Below are 15,824 nucleotides of genomic sequence, written 5' to 3' on the forward strand. Positions count from 1 at the left end.
CCTGGATGTGCTCCAGCATATGGCCGAGGTGGATTGAGCCGTTAGCGTACGGCAGTGCGCACGTCACCAGAATTTTCTTCGCGACTTGAGTCATAGTAGGCATTACTTCTTAGTAGTGAAAAGGGGTTAGATAGTACCAAATGGGAAAATGTTAAGTAAGTACTTATCTATTTTCTTCAGGTAAACTATTTAGCTGATGGTTTATCTATATAAATAAGGAGTCGGGATGAACGAACAATCCCAGGCCAAATCACCAGAAGCCTTGCGCGCAATGGTCGCCGGGACACTGGCTAATTTTCAGCACCCAACCCTAAAGCATAACCTTACCACGCTGAAAGCGTTGCATCATGTCGCCTGGATGGACGACACGCTGCATGTGGAGCTGGTTATGCCGTTCGTCTGGCATAGCGCGTTCGAAGAGTTAAAAGAGCAATGTAGCGCCGAATTGCTGCGTATCACCGGGGCAAAAGCTATCGACTGGAAACTGTCGCATAACATTGCCACCCTGAAACGCGTTAAAAATCAGCCGGGAATTAACGGCGTGAAGAACATTATCGCGGTTAGTTCCGGCAAAGGCGGCGTGGGTAAATCCTCCACGGCGGTAAACCTGGCGCTGGCGCTGGCGGCGGAAGGCGCGAAAGTCGGCATTCTGGATGCCGACATTTATGGTCCGTCTATCCCAACCATGCTGGGGGCAGAAAATCAGCGCCCGACCTCGCCGGACGGGACTCACATGGCACCGATTATGTCTCATGGCCTGGCAACCAATTCAATTGGTTATCTGGTCACTGACGACAACGCGATGGTGTGGCGTGGCCCGATGGCGAGCAAAGCGTTAATGCAGATGTTGCAGGAAACTTTGTGGCCGGATCTCGACTATCTGGTGCTCGACATGCCGCCAGGCACCGGTGACATTCAATTGACACTGGCGCAAAACATTCCAGTAACCGGTGCAGTCGTGGTCACCACGCCGCAGGACATCGCGTTGATCGACGCGAAAAAAGGCATTGTGATGTTCGAGAAAGTCGAAGTTCCGGTGCTCGGTATTGTCGAGAACATGAGCGTCCATATTTGCAGTAACTGTGGTCATCATGAGCCGATTTTCGGCACTGGCGGTGCAGAGAAACTGGCCGAGAAATATCACACGCAGTTGTTGGGGCAGATGCCGTTACACATCTCCTTACGTGAAGATCTCGATAAAGGCACGCCAACGGTTATCAGTCGTCCGGAAAGTGAATTTACCACTATCTACCGCCAGCTGGCTGACCGCGTGGCTGCCCAGCTCTACTGGCAGGGTGAAGTTATTCCTGGCGAGATTTCCTTCCGCGCGGTCTAACGCGCATTAACCTTTCTGGTCATTCCTTATACACCGCAGCAATAATATATTGATGCGGTGTATTTATTTTTGTGGCTTTAAATGAACACTTTTTTAATGCTGCGAATATTCAGCGGATCTTAGTCCTAAACTGTACAAAGTAGATTGATCGTACAGGTAAAGCCTCTTTATCATCCTTCGTGGCTGTGTAGTGGATGTACAGCTATAGTTTGTTATGCACTCAATCTATCCAGGCATAACCTTTACTACAGGGATAACGTTCAATGAATAAGTATTGGCTGTCAGGAATTATTTTTCTCGCTTATGGATTGGCGTCACCCGCGTTCTCATCAGATCCTGCCACATTAACTATCAATGGCAGGATCAGCCCCCCGACATGCAGTATGGATATTGTTAATAGCCAACCCCAACAGCATTGCGGTCAGGTATCGCAAAGCGTTGATACCCGTCATCGTATTTCTTCGCCGGTAAAAGGCGTTACTACAGAGCTGGTAGCGGGCAACGATAGCAAACGTCGAATCGTATTAAATCGCTACGATTAATCAGGCAACACTGTTTTAATCATATTTTGAAAGCTCAAATCACTATTATGAATGATTTGAGCTTTTTTATTTATTTGAAGAATGTGGTTAACAGTAATTTATGTCAATTAATAAATATGACAAATATTTAATTCCCTTACGTATTTGTTGTAATTATATTGCAATGGTTAATTTGCTTTAAATCAATAAAACAATGTGTTTACATTGCGGTAACCTTTTTGATGTGAGAAATTTGTTTCCACGAGATACAGAGTCTTAACAATCAAAATAAATTCTATTAAGGAACCTATTATGAAACATTCAATTATTGCTGCCGCTGTCTTTTCTTCTTTTTTCATGAGTGCTGGCGTATTTGCTGCAGATGTTGATACCGGAACTTTAACCATTAAGGGGAATATTGCAGAGTCTCCGTGTAAATTTGAAGCGGGTGGTGATTCAGTAAGTATTAATATGCCAACCGTACCAACCACTGTCTTTGAAGGTAAAGCGAAATATTCTACCTATGATGATGCCGTCGGTGTAACCAGTAGCATGTTAAAAATTAGCTGTCCGAAAGAAGTAGCTGGTGTAAAACTCTCGTTGATCACCAATGATAAAATAACCGGAAATGATAAGGCTATAGCCAGTAGTAACGATACCGTGGGTTATTATCTCTATTTAGGTGATAACAGTGATGTACTGGATGTTTCAGCGCCTCTTAATATTGAAAGCTATAAAACAGCGGATGGTCAATATGCGATTCCGTTTAAAGCGAAATACCTGAAACTGACAGAAAGCTCAGTGCAATCAGGTGATGTGGTATCTTCTTTAGTCATGCGTGTGGCTCAGGATTAATAATTAAATAAAATTGCAAGTTTCTCCAGGTAATAAACATGGCCGCTATCCCCATGGCGGCCTTTTAATTCAAGGGGCATTAAGATGAAAGGATTATTACCTTTACTCATTTTTTCTATGGTCATTCCTGCCCATGCCGGAATTGTCATCTACGGGACACGTATTATTTATCCGGCAGAAAAAAAAGAAGTGATGGTGCAGTTGATGAATCAGGGAAACCGCTCTTCGCTGCTGCAGGCGTGGATTGATGATGGCGACACGTCGCTGCCACCAGAAAAAATTCAGGTTCCTTTCATGTTAACGCCGCCAGTGGCAAAAATAGGGGCAAATTCCGGGCAGCAAGTAAAAATTAAAATTATGCCGAATAAGCTGCCTACTAATAAGGAGAGTATTTTTTATCTGAATGTTCTGGATATTCCACCAAATAGTCCAGAGCAAGAAGGCAAGAATGCACTGAAGTTTGCGATGCAAAACAGAATCAAGTTGTTTTACCGACCGTCGGGTATTGCCCCGGTAAATAAAGCAACATTTAAGAAATTGCTGGTAAATCGTAGCGGCAATGGACTGGTGATAAAAAATAATTCGCCGAACTGGGTGACTATTTCCGATGTAAAAGCGAATGATGTCAAAGTCAATTATGAAACCATCATGATTGCGCCATTAGAAAGCCAGAGTGTTAACGTCAAAACTAATAATACGAATAACTGGCATTTGACCATTATTGATGATGATGGCAACTATATTAGCGACAAAATTTAATTGCAGGAGCTGCTTATGTTGAGAATAACCCCACTCGCATCAGCAATCGTTGTGTTATTGCTCGGCATTGAAGTTCATGCAGCAGAAGAAACCTTTGATACCCATTTTATGATGGGCGGAATGAAAGACCAACAGGTTGCTCATATTCGCCTGGATGATAATCAACCTTTACCGGGCCAGTATGACGTCGATATTTATGTCAATAAGCAATGGCGTGGGAAATACGAGGTTATCGTTAAGGATAATCCCGAAGAAACATGCCTGGCGAGAGAAATTATAAAGCGGTTAGGTATTAATACCGATAGCTTCGCCAGTGGCAGTCAATGTTTAACATTAGAGCAACTTGTTCAGGGCGGGAGCTATGCCTGGGATATCGGTGTTTTTCGTTTAGATTTCAGCGTTCCGCAAGCCTGGGTTGATGAACTGGAAAGTGGTTATGTTCCGCCGGAAAACTGGGAACGGGGTATCAATGCTTTTTATACTTCTTATTATATGAGCCAGTATTACAGCGACTATAAAGCGTCGGGTAATAGTAAGAGTAGTTATATTCGTTTTAACAGTGGATTAAATCTGCTGGGGTGGCAACTGCATTCTGATGCCAGTTTCAGCAAAACGGATAACAATCCAGGAGTTTGGAAAAGCAATACCCTGTATCTGGAACGCGGATTTGCACAAATTCTCGGCACGCTGCGTGTTGGTGATATGTACACCTCAAGCGATATCTTTGACTCTGTTCGCTTCAGCGGCGTGCGACTGTTTCGCGATATGCAGATGTTGCCTGACTCGAAGCAAAATTTTACTCCACGGGTGCAGGGGATTGCGCAGAGTAACGCGCTGGTAACTATTGAACAAAACGGTTTTATTGTTTATCAGAAGGAGGTTCCGCCAGGCCCATTTTCGATTACTGACCTGCAATTAGCGGGCGGTGGAGCGGATCTTGATGTTAGCGTGAAAGAGGCTGACGGTTCGGTTACCACATACCTGGTGCCTTATTCGGCGGTGCCAAATATGTTGCAACCGGGCGTGTCGAAGTATGATTTCGCGGCAGGCCGTAGCCATATTGAAGGAGCAAATAAGCAAAGCGATTTTGTTCAGGTCGGTTACCAGTATGGCTTTAATAATTTATTAACGCTGTATGGCGGCACGATGATTGCCAATAATTACTACGCGTTTACTCTTGGCACTGGCTGGAATACACGCATTGGCGCAATTTCTGTCGATGCAACAAAATCTCATAGTAAGCAAGATAATGGCGATGTTTTTGACGGACAAAGTTATCAGATAGCCTACAACAAATTTGTGACTCAAACATCGACGCGTTTTGGTCTGGCAGCCTGGCGTTATTCTTCGCGCGATTACCGGACGTTTAACGATTATGTCTGGGCAAATAATAAAGATAATTATCGTCGCGATAAAAATGATGTCTATGATATTGCCGATTATTACCAGAATGATTTTGGCCGTAAAAATAGCTTCTCTGCCAATATGAGCCAGTCATTGCCCGAAGGCTGGGGTTCTGTGTCCTTAAGTACGTTATGGCGAGATTACTGGGGGCGTAGCGGCAGCAGTAAAGATTATCAGTTGAGTTACTCCAATAACTTGCAACGGATAAGCTATACCCTCGCAGCAAGTCAGGCGTATGACGAGAATCATCATGAAGAGAAACGCTTTAATATTTTTATCTCGATTCCCTTTGACTGGGGTGATGACGTCACGACACCACGGCGGCAAATATATATGTCTAATTCAACGACCTTTGATGATCAGGGGCTTGCCTCAAACAATACAGGAATATCGGGAACTGTTGGGAGCCGCGATCAGTTTAACTATGGTGTCAACCTGAGTCATCAGAATCAGGGAAATGAAACGACAGCTGGTGCAAATTTAACCTGGAACGCGCCGATGGCGACAGTTAATGGTAGTTATAGTCAGTCCAGCAAATATAGGCAGGCTGGAGCCAGTATTTCAGGGGGCGTTATCGCCTGGTCTGGCGGTGTGAATCTGGCAAACCGTCTTTCTGAAACGTTTGCTGTGATGTATGCACCAGGAATTAAAGATGCCTACGTGAATGGACAAAAATATCGCACTACAAATCATAATGGGGTGGTGGTATACGACGGAATGACCTCTTATCGGGAAAATCACCTGATGCTGGATGTGTCGCAAAGCGATAGCGAAACAGAATTACGCGGTAACCGGAAAATTGCCGCCCCTTATCGCGGTGCTGTCGTGCTGGTTAATTTTGATACCGATCAGCGCAAGCCCTGGTTTATAAAAGCGTTAAGAGCGGATGGACAACCATTAACGTTTGGTTATGAAGTCAATGATATCCATGGTCATAATATTGGCGTTGTCGGTCAGGGAAGCCAGCTTTTTATACGCACCAATGAAATTCCGCCATCAGTTAATGTGGCTATTGATAAACAACAAGGGCTTTCATGCACAATCACCTTCGGTAAACAGATTGATGAAAGTAGAACTTATATTTGCCAATAAGCATCGGGTAACTTTATGAGAATTAACATAGTGTTATTTATATTCATGATGATAGTTATACCTGCGAGCTATGCGGCATGTTATGGAGAGTTGTCAGCGCAGCATAATTTGGTTGTTCAGGGGGATTTTGCGCTAACTCAAACACAAACGGCGACATATGAACATAATTTTAATGATTCGTCATGCGTGAGTACGAATACTATTACCCCCATGAGTCCTTCGGATATTATTGTTGGGCTTTATAACGATACCATTAAATTAAATTTACATTTTGAATGGACTAACAAAAACAGCATCACATTATCAAATAACCAGACCAGTTTCACCAGTGGTTATTCAGTAACGGTGACATCGGCAGCCAGTAACGCGAAAGTGAATGTTTCTGCGGGGGGCGGCGGAGCAGTGATGATTAATGGTGTCGCGACATTATCCAGTGCTTCATCAACAACGCGTGGGAGTGCCGCAGTACAATTTTTACTGTGTTTGTTAGGAGGAAAGTCGTGGGATGCATGTGTGAATAGCTACAGAAATGCATTGGCACAGAATGCAGGTGTCTATTCCTTTAATCTGGCATTGTCATACAACCCGATAACAACGACCTGCAAACCTGATGATTTATTAATTACTTTAGAGAGTATTCCCGTTTCACAGTTACCAGCCCCAGGTAACAAAACAACAATAAATAGCAAGAAAGGGGATATTATTCTGCGTTGTAAAAATTTATTAGGTCAACAAAATCAAACATCAAGGAAAATGCAGGTGTATTTATCAAGTTCTGACTTGTTAACCAGCAGTAACACGATACTGAAAGGTGCGGAAGATAATGGCGTAGGGTTTATTCTTGAAAGTAATGGTTCGCCAGTCACACTTTTAAATATCACTGACAGTAGTACAGGATATACAAATTTAAAGGAAATTGCTGCGAAGTCAAAAATTACAGATACAACGGTCTCAATTCCAATAACAGCCAGTTACTATGTTTATGATAAAAACAAAATTAAATCTGGCGCACTGGAGGCTACCGCATTAATCAACGTGAAATATGACTAATAACAAGTAAGACGAGCAAGTGGCTAATAATAAAAAATAACAAGGTGTCTGCATTTCCCCCTCATGATGAGGGGGCTTTTTTTAGCGATGGTAAAATATTTCGCCGTCGTAGGCTTTAATGATTTTACCGTCAGTGTCGTTGATCAACACATATGCGCCACCCATATAGGTCCAGTGGGTTCCGGCGTCAGGCGCAGGCAGGTTACGCAACTGCCACTGCTTAATATTGTACTCATCGGTGCGGTACATCTCTGGAACGGTATCGCCTGGTTTGAAATGCTTGAAGTCAGCGATGAAACTGCTCAACTCATACTTTGAAATTCCAGAGGCATTGGTCGAACCCGCAGTGGCCGGTGCGGCCCACGCTACGCTGGTTGCCAGCAACAGTGCACCCAACAATAACTTATTTCTTATGGTCATATACTCTCCACGTTGGGGATCAGTAAAATCAGTCGCATATCTTTCCTGTCATACAATATAACCGACAAGCGATATTTTGTTAGTGATCCCATGATTTCGTAAAAAGTGTAAATGAAAGGATGCTGTAAAAGCATCCTCATCGGGCGAAGAGTCAGCGGAAATAGCTGATTTAAGAATCATCCTGGGTTGAAGATAACATGCAAGCCCAAAGGATTGAGTTATCGCATTATGCCCATAACGCCATGCACGCCCATATACACTCCGACTAAGCCAATTAACAGGCTGGAAAAATAGGGGGCTTTTTTGGCGAGTGTGTTAAAGCCGCTCCAGCGTTTTGCCACTTGCTGGACACTGATTGCCGCGCCAACGCCCACGGTGACCAGCGTTAACGCGAGGCCAATACTGAAGCTAACGACCAGAGTTGCTCCCAGAGTGAGGGCTTTCAGTTGAATACAAATCAGCAGTACAGTTATCGCTGCAGGGCAGGGGATCAGTCCGCCTGTCAAGCCAAACAATAAAATCTGCCAGTTCGTGACTTCCCTGCCATCAAAGCGTCGTTTAATGTCATTTGCATGAGCCAGCTCATGGGCGTCCTGATATTCGACATTCTCGCCATGTCCGTGATGGTGATGATGTTCGTGATCATGGTCATGATGGTGGTGTTCGTGATCATGCCCGTGCATATTCTCAAGCCAGTTTCGTTCACCGCGCCATGTGCGCCAGAACATCCATAATGCGGTGCCGAGAATGATGACCGCAGAAATTAACTGTAGCCACGGTTCCGCCGACTGCGCAGTAAAGCGTTTGCTGATCACCATCCCGCCAAAGGCAATCAACCAGACTACCGCAGTATGCGAAATGGTTGCTGCCAGTCCAAGCATTACCGCCTGTTTAATCGTACCTTTAATGGCGATGATAAACGCCGCCATCATCGTTTTTGAGTGCCCTGGCTCCAGGCCATGAAGCGCACCAAGTAAGATGGCGCTGGGAATAAAAAACCAGGCGTTTCCTTGCTGAAGAAGAGTGGTAAATTCAGTCATGATAATAATTCTTAGTATTAAGTGGATGCAGAGATTCTACTCCCCCCCAGTACATGATACTACCCCCCAGTAGATTAATAGTGCTATGATTTTTCATTATCTTGTTAACCAGGTGTTGCCATGTCTCATACCATCCGCGATAAACAGAAACTAAAAGCGCGCGCCAGTAAGATTCAGGGACAGGTCGTTGCGCTCAAGAAAATGCTCGATGAACCGCATGAATGCGCTGCCGTTCTACAACAGATTGCCGCCATTCGTGGTGCGGTAAACGGCCTGATGCGGGAAGTGATTAAAGGGCATCTGACGGAACACATTGTTCACCAGGGTGATGAACTAAAGCGTGAAGAAGACCTGGATGTCGTTCTGAAGGTGCTGGATTCGTATATAAAATAGTTCCGTAACGTTATTGTAATACTGCCGTTTTTCCTCATTTACAACGTGCGCGCCGGACATTAACATCCTCCTCTGCGATCCATCATCGCAACCAAACGACTCGGGGTGCCCTTCTGCGTGAAGGCTGAGAAATACCCGTATCACCTGATCTGGATAATGCCAGCGTAGGGAAGTCACAGGCCGCCAGGTCATTGCTTCTTCACGTTATGGCAGGAGCAAATTATGCAAGTCGACCTGCTGAGTCCGGCGCAATCTGCGCTCGTGTTACACCTTTTTCACCAATATTCCCCCCTTGTGCATTGCATGACCAATGATGTGGTGCAAACCTTTACTGCCAATACTTTACTGGCGCTCGGCGCATCGCCAGCGATGGTTATCGAAACCGAAGAGGCCAGTCAATTTGCGGCAATTGCCAGTGCCTTGCTGATTAACGTTGGCACACTGACGCAGCCACGCGCACAGGCGATGCGTGCCGCCATAGAACAGGCAACACGCTCCCAAACGCCCTGGACGCTTGATCCAGTAGCGGTTGGTGCACTCGATTATCGCCGCCGTTTTTGTCTGGAACTCCTGTCTCATAAACCAAGCGCCATACGCGGTAATGCTTCGGAAATCATGGCATTAGCAGGCATCGCTAATGGTGGTCGTGGTGTGGATTCTACCGACGCCGCAGCCAACGCGTTACCCGCCGCACAAACTCTGGCAAATGAAACTGGCGCAATCGTCGTGGTCACTGGCGAAGTAGATTATGTTACCGATGGTTGTCGCACCGTTGGCATTCATGGCGGTGACCCGTTAATGACCAGAGTGGTAGGAACTGGCTGTGCATTATCGGCAGTTGTCGCTGCCTGTTGTGCGTTACCAGGCAATACTCTGGAAAATGCTGCATCTGCCTGTCACTGGATGAAACAAGCGGGAGAACGCACAGTCATCAAAAGCGAAGGGCCGGGCAGTTTTGTCCCACATTTCCTTGATGCGCTCTGGCAACAGACGCAGGAGGTGCAGGCATGAAACGGATTAACGCTCTGACGATAGCCGGTACTGACCCGAGCGGTGGCGCAGGGATTCAGGCCGATCTTAAAACCTTTTCGGCACTTGGCGCTTACGGCTGTTCGGTAATTACCGCGCTGGTGGCGCAAAATACCCGTGGCGTACAGTCGGTGTATCGCATTGAGCCTGATTTTGTCGCTGCACAGCTTGATTCGGTGTTCAGCGATGTGCGAATCGACACTACCAAAATCGGCATGTTGGCAGAAACCGATATAGTTGAAGCGGTAGCAGAACGGCTGCAACGTTATCAGATCCAAAACGTGGTGCTGGATACTGTCATGCTGGCGAAAAGCGGCGACCCTCTGCTTTCACCTTCGGCGGTTGCCACACTACGCAGTCGTTTATTACCGCAGGTTTCATTAATAACGCCAAACTTGCCCGAAGCTGCCGCCTTGCTCGACGCACCACACGCGCATAATGAACAGGAAATGCTGGAGCAGGGGCGTGAATTATTGGCGATGGGCTGTGGCGCTGTGCTAATGAAAGGCGGTCATCTGGATGATGAACAAAGCCCGGACTGGCTGTTTACCCGCGACGGCGAACAACGTTTTACCGCGCCGCGTATTATGACCAAAAACACCCACGGCACCGGTTGTACGCTCTCTGCGGCACTGGCGGCGTTGCGCCCGCGTCATACAAACTGGGCTGACACCGTACAGGAGGCAAAAAGCTGGCTTTCAGCGGCGTTAGCCCAGGCAGACTCACTGGAAGTCGGTCACGGTATTGGTCCGGTTCACCACTTCCACGCCTGGTGGTGAGCACCGTACTATAGCTGCTTTGGTTATTGTCAGCTCTTTTGCGCTGAAATTCAGGGATGAAACTAATGCAGCTAAAAATCGTCAGTCGCAAAAAATTCACCGCCTTGTTATGCGCTCTGGGGCTAATTTCCATCGTTGCGATTTATCCCCGCCAGACGGTGAATTTTTTCTATTCCACAGCAATTCAGATCAAAGACTACATTCACTTTTACGGTTATCGCCCGGTCAAATCTTTTGCTATTCGCATTCCTGCCAGTTACACCATTCACGGAATAGATGTTTCACGCTGGCAGGAGCGGATCGACTGGCAGCGTGTGGCAAAAATGCGCGATAACGGTATCCGCTTACAATTTGCCTTTATTAAGGCGACGGAAGGCGAAAAGCTGGTGGATCCCTATTTTTCGCGTAACTGGCGTCAAAGCCGCGAAAATGGCCTGCTGCGTGGGGCATATCATTATTTTTCTCCGTCGGTAGCTGCGCCGGTTCAGGCGCGATTATTTCTGCAAACGGTGGGTTTTACACAAGATGATTTTCCTGCGGTGCTGGACGTAGAAGAGCGGGGAAAATTATCAGCAAAAGAATTACGCAAGCGGGTCAGTCAGTGGTTAAAAATGGTTGAAAAGAGCACGGGCAAAAAGCCGATTATTTATGCTGGTGCGACGTTTTATCACACGAATCTGGCGGGATATTTCAATGAATATCCGTGGTGGGTGGCTCACTATTATCAACGTCGCCCGGACAATGACGGCCTGGCCTGGCGTTTCTGGCAGCATTCCGACCGTGGACAGGTGGATGGCATTAATGGTCCGGTAGATTTTAATGTGTTTAACGGCACGGTGGAGGAGTTCCAGGCATTCGTTCATGGGATTAAAGAAACGCCTTAAATAAGAAGCAGTGATATACTCCCACCAGACTCCCCCGGCAGGAAAAAGACAAATGGAACAAGCGCATACCCAGCTTATTGCCCAACTGAATGAACGTATTTTAGCGGCGGACAACACACCGCTTTATATTAAGTTTGCCGAAACGGTAAAAAATGCCGTGCGCAGCGGGGTGCTGGAGCATGGCAATATTTTGCCCGGCGAACGCGATTTAAGTCAGTTAACCGGCGTTTCGCGCATTACAGTGCGCAAGGCGATGCAGGCGCTGGAAGAAGAGGGTGTGGTGACGCGTTCGCGTGGTTACGGCACGCAGATCAACAACATCTTCGAATACTCGTTAAAAGAAGCGCGAGGCTTTTCGCAGCAGGTGGTGTTGCGCGGTAAAAAGCCCGACACGCTGTGGGTTAACAAGCGAGTGGTAGAGTGCCCCGAAGAAGTCGCGCAGCAGCTGGCGGTTGAAGCAGGAAGTGATGTCTTCTTGCTTAAGCGCATTCGCTACGTGGATGAAGAAGCGGTATCGATTGAGGAGTCGTGGGTTCCTGCGCATTTAATTCATGATGTTGATGCCATCGGTATTTCTCTCTATGACTACTTTCGCAGTCAGCATATTTTTCCAAAGCGTACCCGTTCCCGCGTTAGCGCCCGAATGCCGGATGCCGAGTTTCAGTCACATATTCAGTTAGATAGCAAAATACCGGTGCTGGTGATCAAGCAAGTGGCGCTTGACCAACAGCAACGACCAATTGAGTACAGCATCAGTCACTGTCGCAGCGATCTATACGTTTTTGTGTGCGAGGAGTAGTTCCTCGCGCGTTGGCGCGCAATCACCGCCGCGATGTCCGACAACCCACGATGCCACCGCATTACCCAGCAACACTGCATCTGCCAGTGACAGACCGGATGCCAGCCCGGCAAGTACGCCACCTGCATGGCTATCACCTGCACCAATCGTATCAACGACTTGCGTTGGAAATGCCGGAACACAGCCTGATGCGTTGTCGCTGAAATACCAGGCACCTTCTTTATCCAGACGAACGATCAATGGCGCGGCAAATTTCTCCTGCCACTGCTTGCCAGTCGTTGTTATATCTGCGGATAAACGAAAACGTTCGGCAGCAATTTCAGCCTCCTGGCGATTAAGCGACACCAGCGGTCGACAAGCCATGATGCGCGCAAGTAATGCATCCGGAATATCGCCAATACGAGGGCCAAAATCAATAAACGGCGTCACGTCTTGCAGTCCCTCCAGCCAATCCACTAACAATTCGCCGCAGGGCGAGGCCAGTTGATAACCAGAAAAATAGAGCAGGCTACCAGGTGTAACGGTTAGTCGCACCAGCCACTGGTGATTCCACTGATTTTCCACGCCGCTGAACGACATAAAAGTGCGTTCGCCATCCGGCTCAACCAGCGCCAGACACCAGCCGTTATCGCCTTCGGCGTTATCGATCAGGCTGATTAATCCCTCTTTTGCCATTCGGTTGCGAATAATCTCCGCCCACACCCCCTGACCGAGCGGCAAGGCGTTACCCGCCTCGATACCGAGACGCTTTAACGCCACGGCAATGTTCAACGCACAGCCGCCAACATTTACGCTCTGCTGTTTCAGTTCGATATCGCACCCGCGCCAGGGCAGGGCGTAAGCGTCGGCGATCACATCAATGACCGCCGCACCAATTACCATAACCGGCTGACGCGTCGTTAATTGTGGCAGCAGCGTGTGTAACCGAGCGCCGCTCATACCGCCTCCCGTTGTTGGCGATACTTCGCCAGCGCCGTGGCGTAACGGTTGAAATCAAGCTGATTTACCGCATCCAGCTCCGCCTTTAATGCCGGATCGATAGCATTAATGCCATGCAACGCGCCGCAAATCGCCGTCGCCATCGCGCCGATGGTGTCAGTGTCGCCGCCAAGATTGGCGCACAGGACGGCGCAGCGGTTAGGATCGGTTTGTGCCAGTTCAACCAGCGCAATGGCGCACGGAACGGACTCGATAGTGCTGGTGCCCGCGCCAACCACCTGGTAAAGCTGTTCGCTGGCGGATTCGGTGCCGTCGGCGTGACGAACAATCTTCAGCGCAATCTCCAGACGTGCTGCCAGTGAGGCGCTGAACGTAGAGATGCGTTTTTGCTGAGCATGTCGCGCAATCGAAGGCAGTGAATCAACAATCGCTGACCAGCTTTCTCCATCAATGGCACGAGAAATCGCCCATGCGATGACTACCGCACCTGCAATCGCCAGATCGGATTTGTGGGTCGGGCTGGACGCCAGCGCCACATCATCAATAAAGGAATCAACATCGCGCGCCGGAAGCAAACAACCCAATGGCGAGACGCGCATCGCGGCACCGTTAGTCACGCCATTGTTTTCCAGCTCAGCAACGGGCTTTCCGTCGCGAATGGCGTTAAGCGCAATTTTTGAGGTCGGGCCAAGCACGTTTTTGTTGAAGGCGTCGAAACGCAGCGCCCAGTCGAGAATATTACGCCCAATCAGATCCGGGTCGATCTCGCCTTCACGTTCCAACAGCGCATCCGCCAGACACTGCGCCATCGAGGTATCATCGGTGAATTCGGCGCGGTTAAAATAACAGGCCGCGTTATTCTCCTTTGGTCCAGGCAGAAATCGGTCAATCCAGCCAAAGTGTGCTTTGACGCGGGAACGAGGCCAAAGCTCGGAGGGCATCCCCATCGCATCCCCTAACGCCTGCCCGTAAAGAGCACCGAGAATACGTTCTGTTTTCATTTTGCTTCCTCTTGTGTCAACGCATTATCGCGATCACCGACTTTGATAGCCGTAATTTCGTTGTCGGATTCGCGGAAAAAAATCATGAACAGCACGGCGATAATGGCAATCATCACCGCGCCGAAAGTCCACATTCCAGCCCAGTTGAAAGTCAGCCCGTTTACTGGCTCCTGATAAGCGAACATCTTTTCCATCATCACGCCGCCAAGACGATAACCGAGCAAACTGCCGAAGCCCTGGCAGCAGAGCGTGATCAGCCCCTGCGGGGCGGTACGCATATGCACGGGAGCTTTTTTATCGACATAGATGTAGGCGGTAACGTAGTAAAAATCGTAACTTACGCCGTGCAACAAAATGCCGAGGAACAGTAACGCGTAGGTGAAATATTCATCCGCACTGCCGTAAATAAAGAAGCCATAGCGAATTGCGGCAGTGACCAGACCAAGCAATAATACCTTTTTGATACCAAAGCGTTTGGTGAAAAACGGCAATGCCAGCATAAAGAAGATTTCAGAGAACTGGCCGAGCGTCATCCAGCCGGTGGCGTTTTTCATGCCGACTTCGGTCAGATAACCGTTGGCAAAGATGTAATAGAATGCCAGCGGCATCGCAAACAGGAACGAACAGAAGAAAAAGACGAGGAAGTTTTTATCGCGTAGCAGGATCAGCGCATCCAGGCCGAGCATGACTTTAATGTCCATTTTGCCAGTGCTTTTTGGCGGCGTATCGGGCAGGAAAAATGCAAACACACCGAGTAAAGCAGAACTTGCGGCGGTAATCAGCAGTGGAATATTGGTCGGTGAGATATCGGCATAACCCAGCATTTGCGGCAGGAATCCGCACGCCAGACCGGAGGTAATCCAGCCGATAGTGCCCATCACCCGAATGCGCGGGAAATCACGCTCCACATCCGGCACATTGGCAAAGGCAATACTGTTAGTCAGCGCAATGGTCGGCATATAGGTTAGCGAGTAGGCCAGCAGTAACGGGAAGAACCCGGCAAAAGTGGTTTGCTGTGCGGCGAAGTACATCAGCACTGCGCCAGCGAACATCAATACAGCCAGCACTTTCTGAGCTGAGAAAAAACGGTCAGTGATGGAGCCAACCAGAATCGGCGACAGGATCGCCGCAATGGCAGTGCAGGCATACGACCAGCCAATTTCTCCGGCACTAAAACCACTTTTACTTAACCACAACCACAATGGCACAAACCACGCGCCCCAGATAAACCATTCAACAAACATCATGAACGACAGCTTTGCTGTTGTTTTCATCTTTTAATTCCTTCATGACAGGTAATGTAAGGTACGCGCTGACAATACCACCTAATAATACCTTTTAAATACCTTTGCGATGAAAACTTGACCGCTGTAACACTTTTTCTGATGAATCGAGCCAACAGAAAACGCTGAAAAAACATCCTGAGAATGGAAAAAATAGCCTGTAACGACCAGGATTATGATTGCCCGCAAAATGCGGGCCAGGACAATCCATAGCCGATATTCAATCGGAATTTACGGGAG

Annotated in this window: 17 protein-coding genes and 1 riboswitch; of the genes, 11 read left to right on the forward strand and 6 right to left on the reverse strand. The window is 47.9% G+C overall.

Annotated features, from left to right (window positions below):
• On the reverse strand, positions 1-94 hold a 94-nt coding region (locus tag HEM79_RS23065; protein ID WP_171848160.1), incomplete at its 3' end, for a class I tRNA ligase family protein.
• A gap of 132 nt (positions 95-226) precedes the next feature.
• On the opposite strand from HEM79_RS23065, the gene apbC reads away from it, so the two are divergent.
• The 6 genes from apbC (at position 227) to HEM79_RS16385 (ending at position 7,017) form a co-directional block, all read left to right on the forward strand.
• Positions 227-1,336: an iron-sulfur cluster carrier protein ApbC gene (apbC, locus tag HEM79_RS16360; protein WP_001005449.1), complete on the forward strand. Its 1,110-nt coding sequence runs from the start codon at positions 227-229 to the stop codon at positions 1,334-1,336.
• A 263-nt stretch (positions 1,337-1,599) separates the two neighbouring features.
• Positions 1,600-1,878, forward strand: coding sequence for a DUF2574 family protein (locus tag HEM79_RS16365; RefSeq protein ID WP_176242175.1), 279 nt, complete (start codon positions 1,600-1,602; stop codon positions 1,876-1,878).
• A gap of 291 nt (positions 1,879-2,169) precedes the next feature.
• Positions 2,170-2,712 (forward strand): fimbrial protein, encoded by a 543-nt coding sequence (locus HEM79_RS16370; RefSeq protein WP_176242173.1) that lies wholly within the window; start codon positions 2,170-2,172, stop codon positions 2,710-2,712.
• An 84-nt stretch (positions 2,713-2,796) separates the two neighbouring features.
• Positions 2,797-3,471: a fimbria/pilus periplasmic chaperone gene (locus tag HEM79_RS16375; RefSeq protein WP_176242172.1), complete on the forward strand. Its 675-nt coding sequence runs from the start codon at positions 2,797-2,799 to the stop codon at positions 3,469-3,471.
• A 15-nt stretch (positions 3,472-3,486) separates the two neighbouring features.
• A complete protein-coding gene (locus HEM79_RS16380; RefSeq protein ID WP_176242171.1) occupies positions 3,487-5,967 on the forward strand; it encodes a fimbrial biogenesis outer membrane usher protein in 2,481 nt (826 codons plus the stop codon).
• A gap of 15 nt (positions 5,968-5,982) precedes the next feature.
• A complete protein-coding gene (locus HEM79_RS16385; RefSeq protein ID WP_176242170.1) occupies positions 5,983-7,017 on the forward strand; it encodes a putative fimbrial-like adhesin protein in 1,035 nt (344 codons plus the stop codon).
• An 81-nt stretch (positions 7,018-7,098) separates the two neighbouring features.
• Here HEM79_RS16385 and rcnB read toward each other — a convergent pair whose 3' ends face one another.
• Positions 7,099-7,437 carry a Ni(II)/Co(II) efflux transporter accessory subunit RcnB gene (rcnB, locus tag HEM79_RS16390; RefSeq protein ID WP_000155512.1) on the reverse strand — a complete coding sequence of 113 codons (339 nt, stop codon included), beginning with the start codon at positions 7,435-7,437 and terminating at the stop codon, positions 7,099-7,101.
• Positions 7,438-7,655: 218 nt separating this feature from the next.
• Positions 7,656-8,477 carry a nickel/cobalt efflux protein RcnA gene (gene rcnA, locus HEM79_RS16395; protein WP_176242169.1) on the reverse strand — a complete coding sequence of 274 codons (822 nt, stop codon included), beginning with the start codon at positions 8,475-8,477 and terminating at the stop codon, positions 7,656-7,658.
• A gap of 120 nt (positions 8,478-8,597) precedes the next feature.
• On the opposite strand from rcnA, the gene rcnR reads away from it, so the two are divergent.
• The 5 genes from rcnR (at position 8,598) to HEM79_RS16420 (ending at position 12,361) form a co-directional block, all read left to right on the forward strand.
• Entirely contained in the window at positions 8,598-8,870 is a 273-nt protein-coding gene (gene rcnR / locus HEM79_RS16400; protein ID WP_000019944.1) for a Ni(II)/Co(II)-binding transcriptional repressor RcnR, read from the forward strand.
• A 91-nt stretch (positions 8,871-8,961) separates the two neighbouring features.
• Positions 8,962-9,058: riboswitch (TPP riboswitch) on the forward strand.
• Between the two features lie 34 nt (positions 9,059-9,092).
• A complete protein-coding gene (gene thiM / locus HEM79_RS16405) occupies positions 9,093-9,881 on the forward strand; it encodes a hydroxyethylthiazole kinase (RefSeq protein ID WP_176242168.1) in 789 nt (262 codons plus the stop codon).
• On the forward strand, positions 9,878-10,678 hold the full coding sequence (thiD, locus tag HEM79_RS16410) for a bifunctional hydroxymethylpyrimidine kinase/phosphomethylpyrimidine kinase (RefSeq protein ID WP_176242167.1): 801 nt from the start codon (positions 9,878-9,880) through the stop codon (positions 10,676-10,678). The genes thiM and thiD overlap by 4 nt, the downstream gene beginning before the upstream one ends.
• Before the next feature lie 65 nt (positions 10,679-10,743).
• Complete coding sequence (locus HEM79_RS16415) at positions 10,744-11,562, forward strand: glycoside hydrolase family 25 protein (protein WP_176242166.1); 819 nt, start codon at positions 10,744-10,746, stop codon at positions 11,560-11,562.
• A gap of 52 nt (positions 11,563-11,614) precedes the next feature.
• Entirely contained in the window at positions 11,615-12,361 is a 747-nt protein-coding gene (locus HEM79_RS16420; RefSeq protein ID WP_000434025.1) for a GntR family transcriptional regulator, read from the forward strand.
• Here HEM79_RS16420 and HEM79_RS16425 read toward each other — a convergent pair.
• Genes HEM79_RS16425 through HEM79_RS16435 form a run of 3 tightly spaced genes read right to left on the reverse strand, consistent with a single transcriptional unit; the run spans position 12,335 to position 15,575 of the window.
• Positions 12,335-13,300 carry a carbohydrate kinase family protein gene (locus tag HEM79_RS16425; RefSeq protein WP_176242164.1) on the reverse strand — a complete coding sequence of 322 codons (966 nt, stop codon included), beginning with the start codon at positions 13,298-13,300 and terminating at the stop codon, positions 12,335-12,337. The genes HEM79_RS16420 and HEM79_RS16425 overlap by 27 nt on opposite strands.
• Entirely contained in the window at positions 13,297-14,301 is a 1,005-nt protein-coding gene (locus HEM79_RS16430; RefSeq protein WP_176242162.1) for an ADP-ribosylglycohydrolase family protein, read from the reverse strand. The genes HEM79_RS16425 and HEM79_RS16430 overlap by 4 nt, the downstream gene beginning before the upstream one ends.
• Entirely contained in the window at positions 14,298-15,575 is a 1,278-nt protein-coding gene (locus HEM79_RS16435) for a nucleoside permease (protein ID WP_176242160.1), read from the reverse strand. The genes HEM79_RS16430 and HEM79_RS16435 overlap by 4 nt, the downstream gene beginning before the upstream one ends.
• Between the last annotated feature and the right edge of the window lie 249 nt (positions 15,576-15,824).

Source organism: Escherichia sp. 93.0816, from assembly GCF_013368855.2.
Lineage (GTDB): Bacteria > Pseudomonadota > Gammaproteobacteria > Enterobacterales > Enterobacteriaceae > Escherichia > Escherichia ruysiae.

Excerpts from the sequence above, each read along its gene's own strand:
- HEM79_RS16370 (WP_176242173.1), top strand. The coding sequence starts at position 2,170 with ATGAAACATTCAATTATTGCTGCCGCTGTCTTTTCTTCTTTTTTCATG.
- HEM79_RS16420 (WP_000434025.1), top strand. The coding sequence starts at position 11,615 with ATGGAACAAGCGCATACCCAGCTTATTGCCCAACTGAATGAACGTATT.
- apbC (WP_001005449.1), top strand. The coding sequence starts at position 227 with ATGAACGAACAATCCCAGGCCAAATCACCAGAAGCCTTGCGCGCAATG.
- HEM79_RS16435 (WP_176242160.1), bottom strand. The coding sequence starts at position 15,575 with ATGAAAACAACAGCAAAGCTGTCGTTCATGATGTTTGTTGAATGGTTT.
- rcnB (WP_000155512.1), bottom strand. The coding sequence starts at position 7,437 with ATGACCATAAGAAATAAGTTATTGTTGGGTGCACTGTTGCTGGCAACC.
- rcnA (WP_176242169.1), bottom strand. The coding sequence starts at position 8,477 with ATGACTGAATTTACCACTCTTCTTCAGCAAGGAAACGCCTGGTTTTTT.
- HEM79_RS16385 (WP_176242170.1), top strand. The coding sequence starts at position 5,983 with ATGAGAATTAACATAGTGTTATTTATATTCATGATGATAGTTATACCT.
- HEM79_RS16365 (WP_176242175.1), top strand. The coding sequence starts at position 1,600 with ATGAATAAGTATTGGCTGTCAGGAATTATTTTTCTCGCTTATGGATTG.
- thiM (WP_176242168.1), top strand. The coding sequence starts at position 9,093 with ATGCAAGTCGACCTGCTGAGTCCGGCGCAATCTGCGCTCGTGTTACAC.
- HEM79_RS16425 (WP_176242164.1), bottom strand. The coding sequence starts at position 13,300 with ATGAGCGGCGCTCGGTTACACACGCTGCTGCCACAATTAACGACGCGT.
- HEM79_RS16415 (WP_176242166.1), top strand. The coding sequence starts at position 10,744 with ATGCAGCTAAAAATCGTCAGTCGCAAAAAATTCACCGCCTTGTTATGC.
- HEM79_RS16380 (WP_176242171.1), top strand. The coding sequence starts at position 3,487 with ATGTTGAGAATAACCCCACTCGCATCAGCAATCGTTGTGTTATTGCTC.
- thiD (WP_176242167.1), top strand. The coding sequence starts at position 9,878 with ATGAAACGGATTAACGCTCTGACGATAGCCGGTACTGACCCGAGCGGT.
- HEM79_RS16430 (WP_176242162.1), bottom strand. The coding sequence starts at position 14,301 with ATGAAAACAGAACGTATTCTCGGTGCTCTTTACGGGCAGGCGTTAGGG.
- rcnR (WP_000019944.1), top strand. The coding sequence starts at position 8,598 with ATGTCTCATACCATCCGCGATAAACAGAAACTAAAAGCGCGCGCCAGT.
- HEM79_RS16375 (WP_176242172.1), top strand. The coding sequence starts at position 2,797 with ATGAAAGGATTATTACCTTTACTCATTTTTTCTATGGTCATTCCTGCC.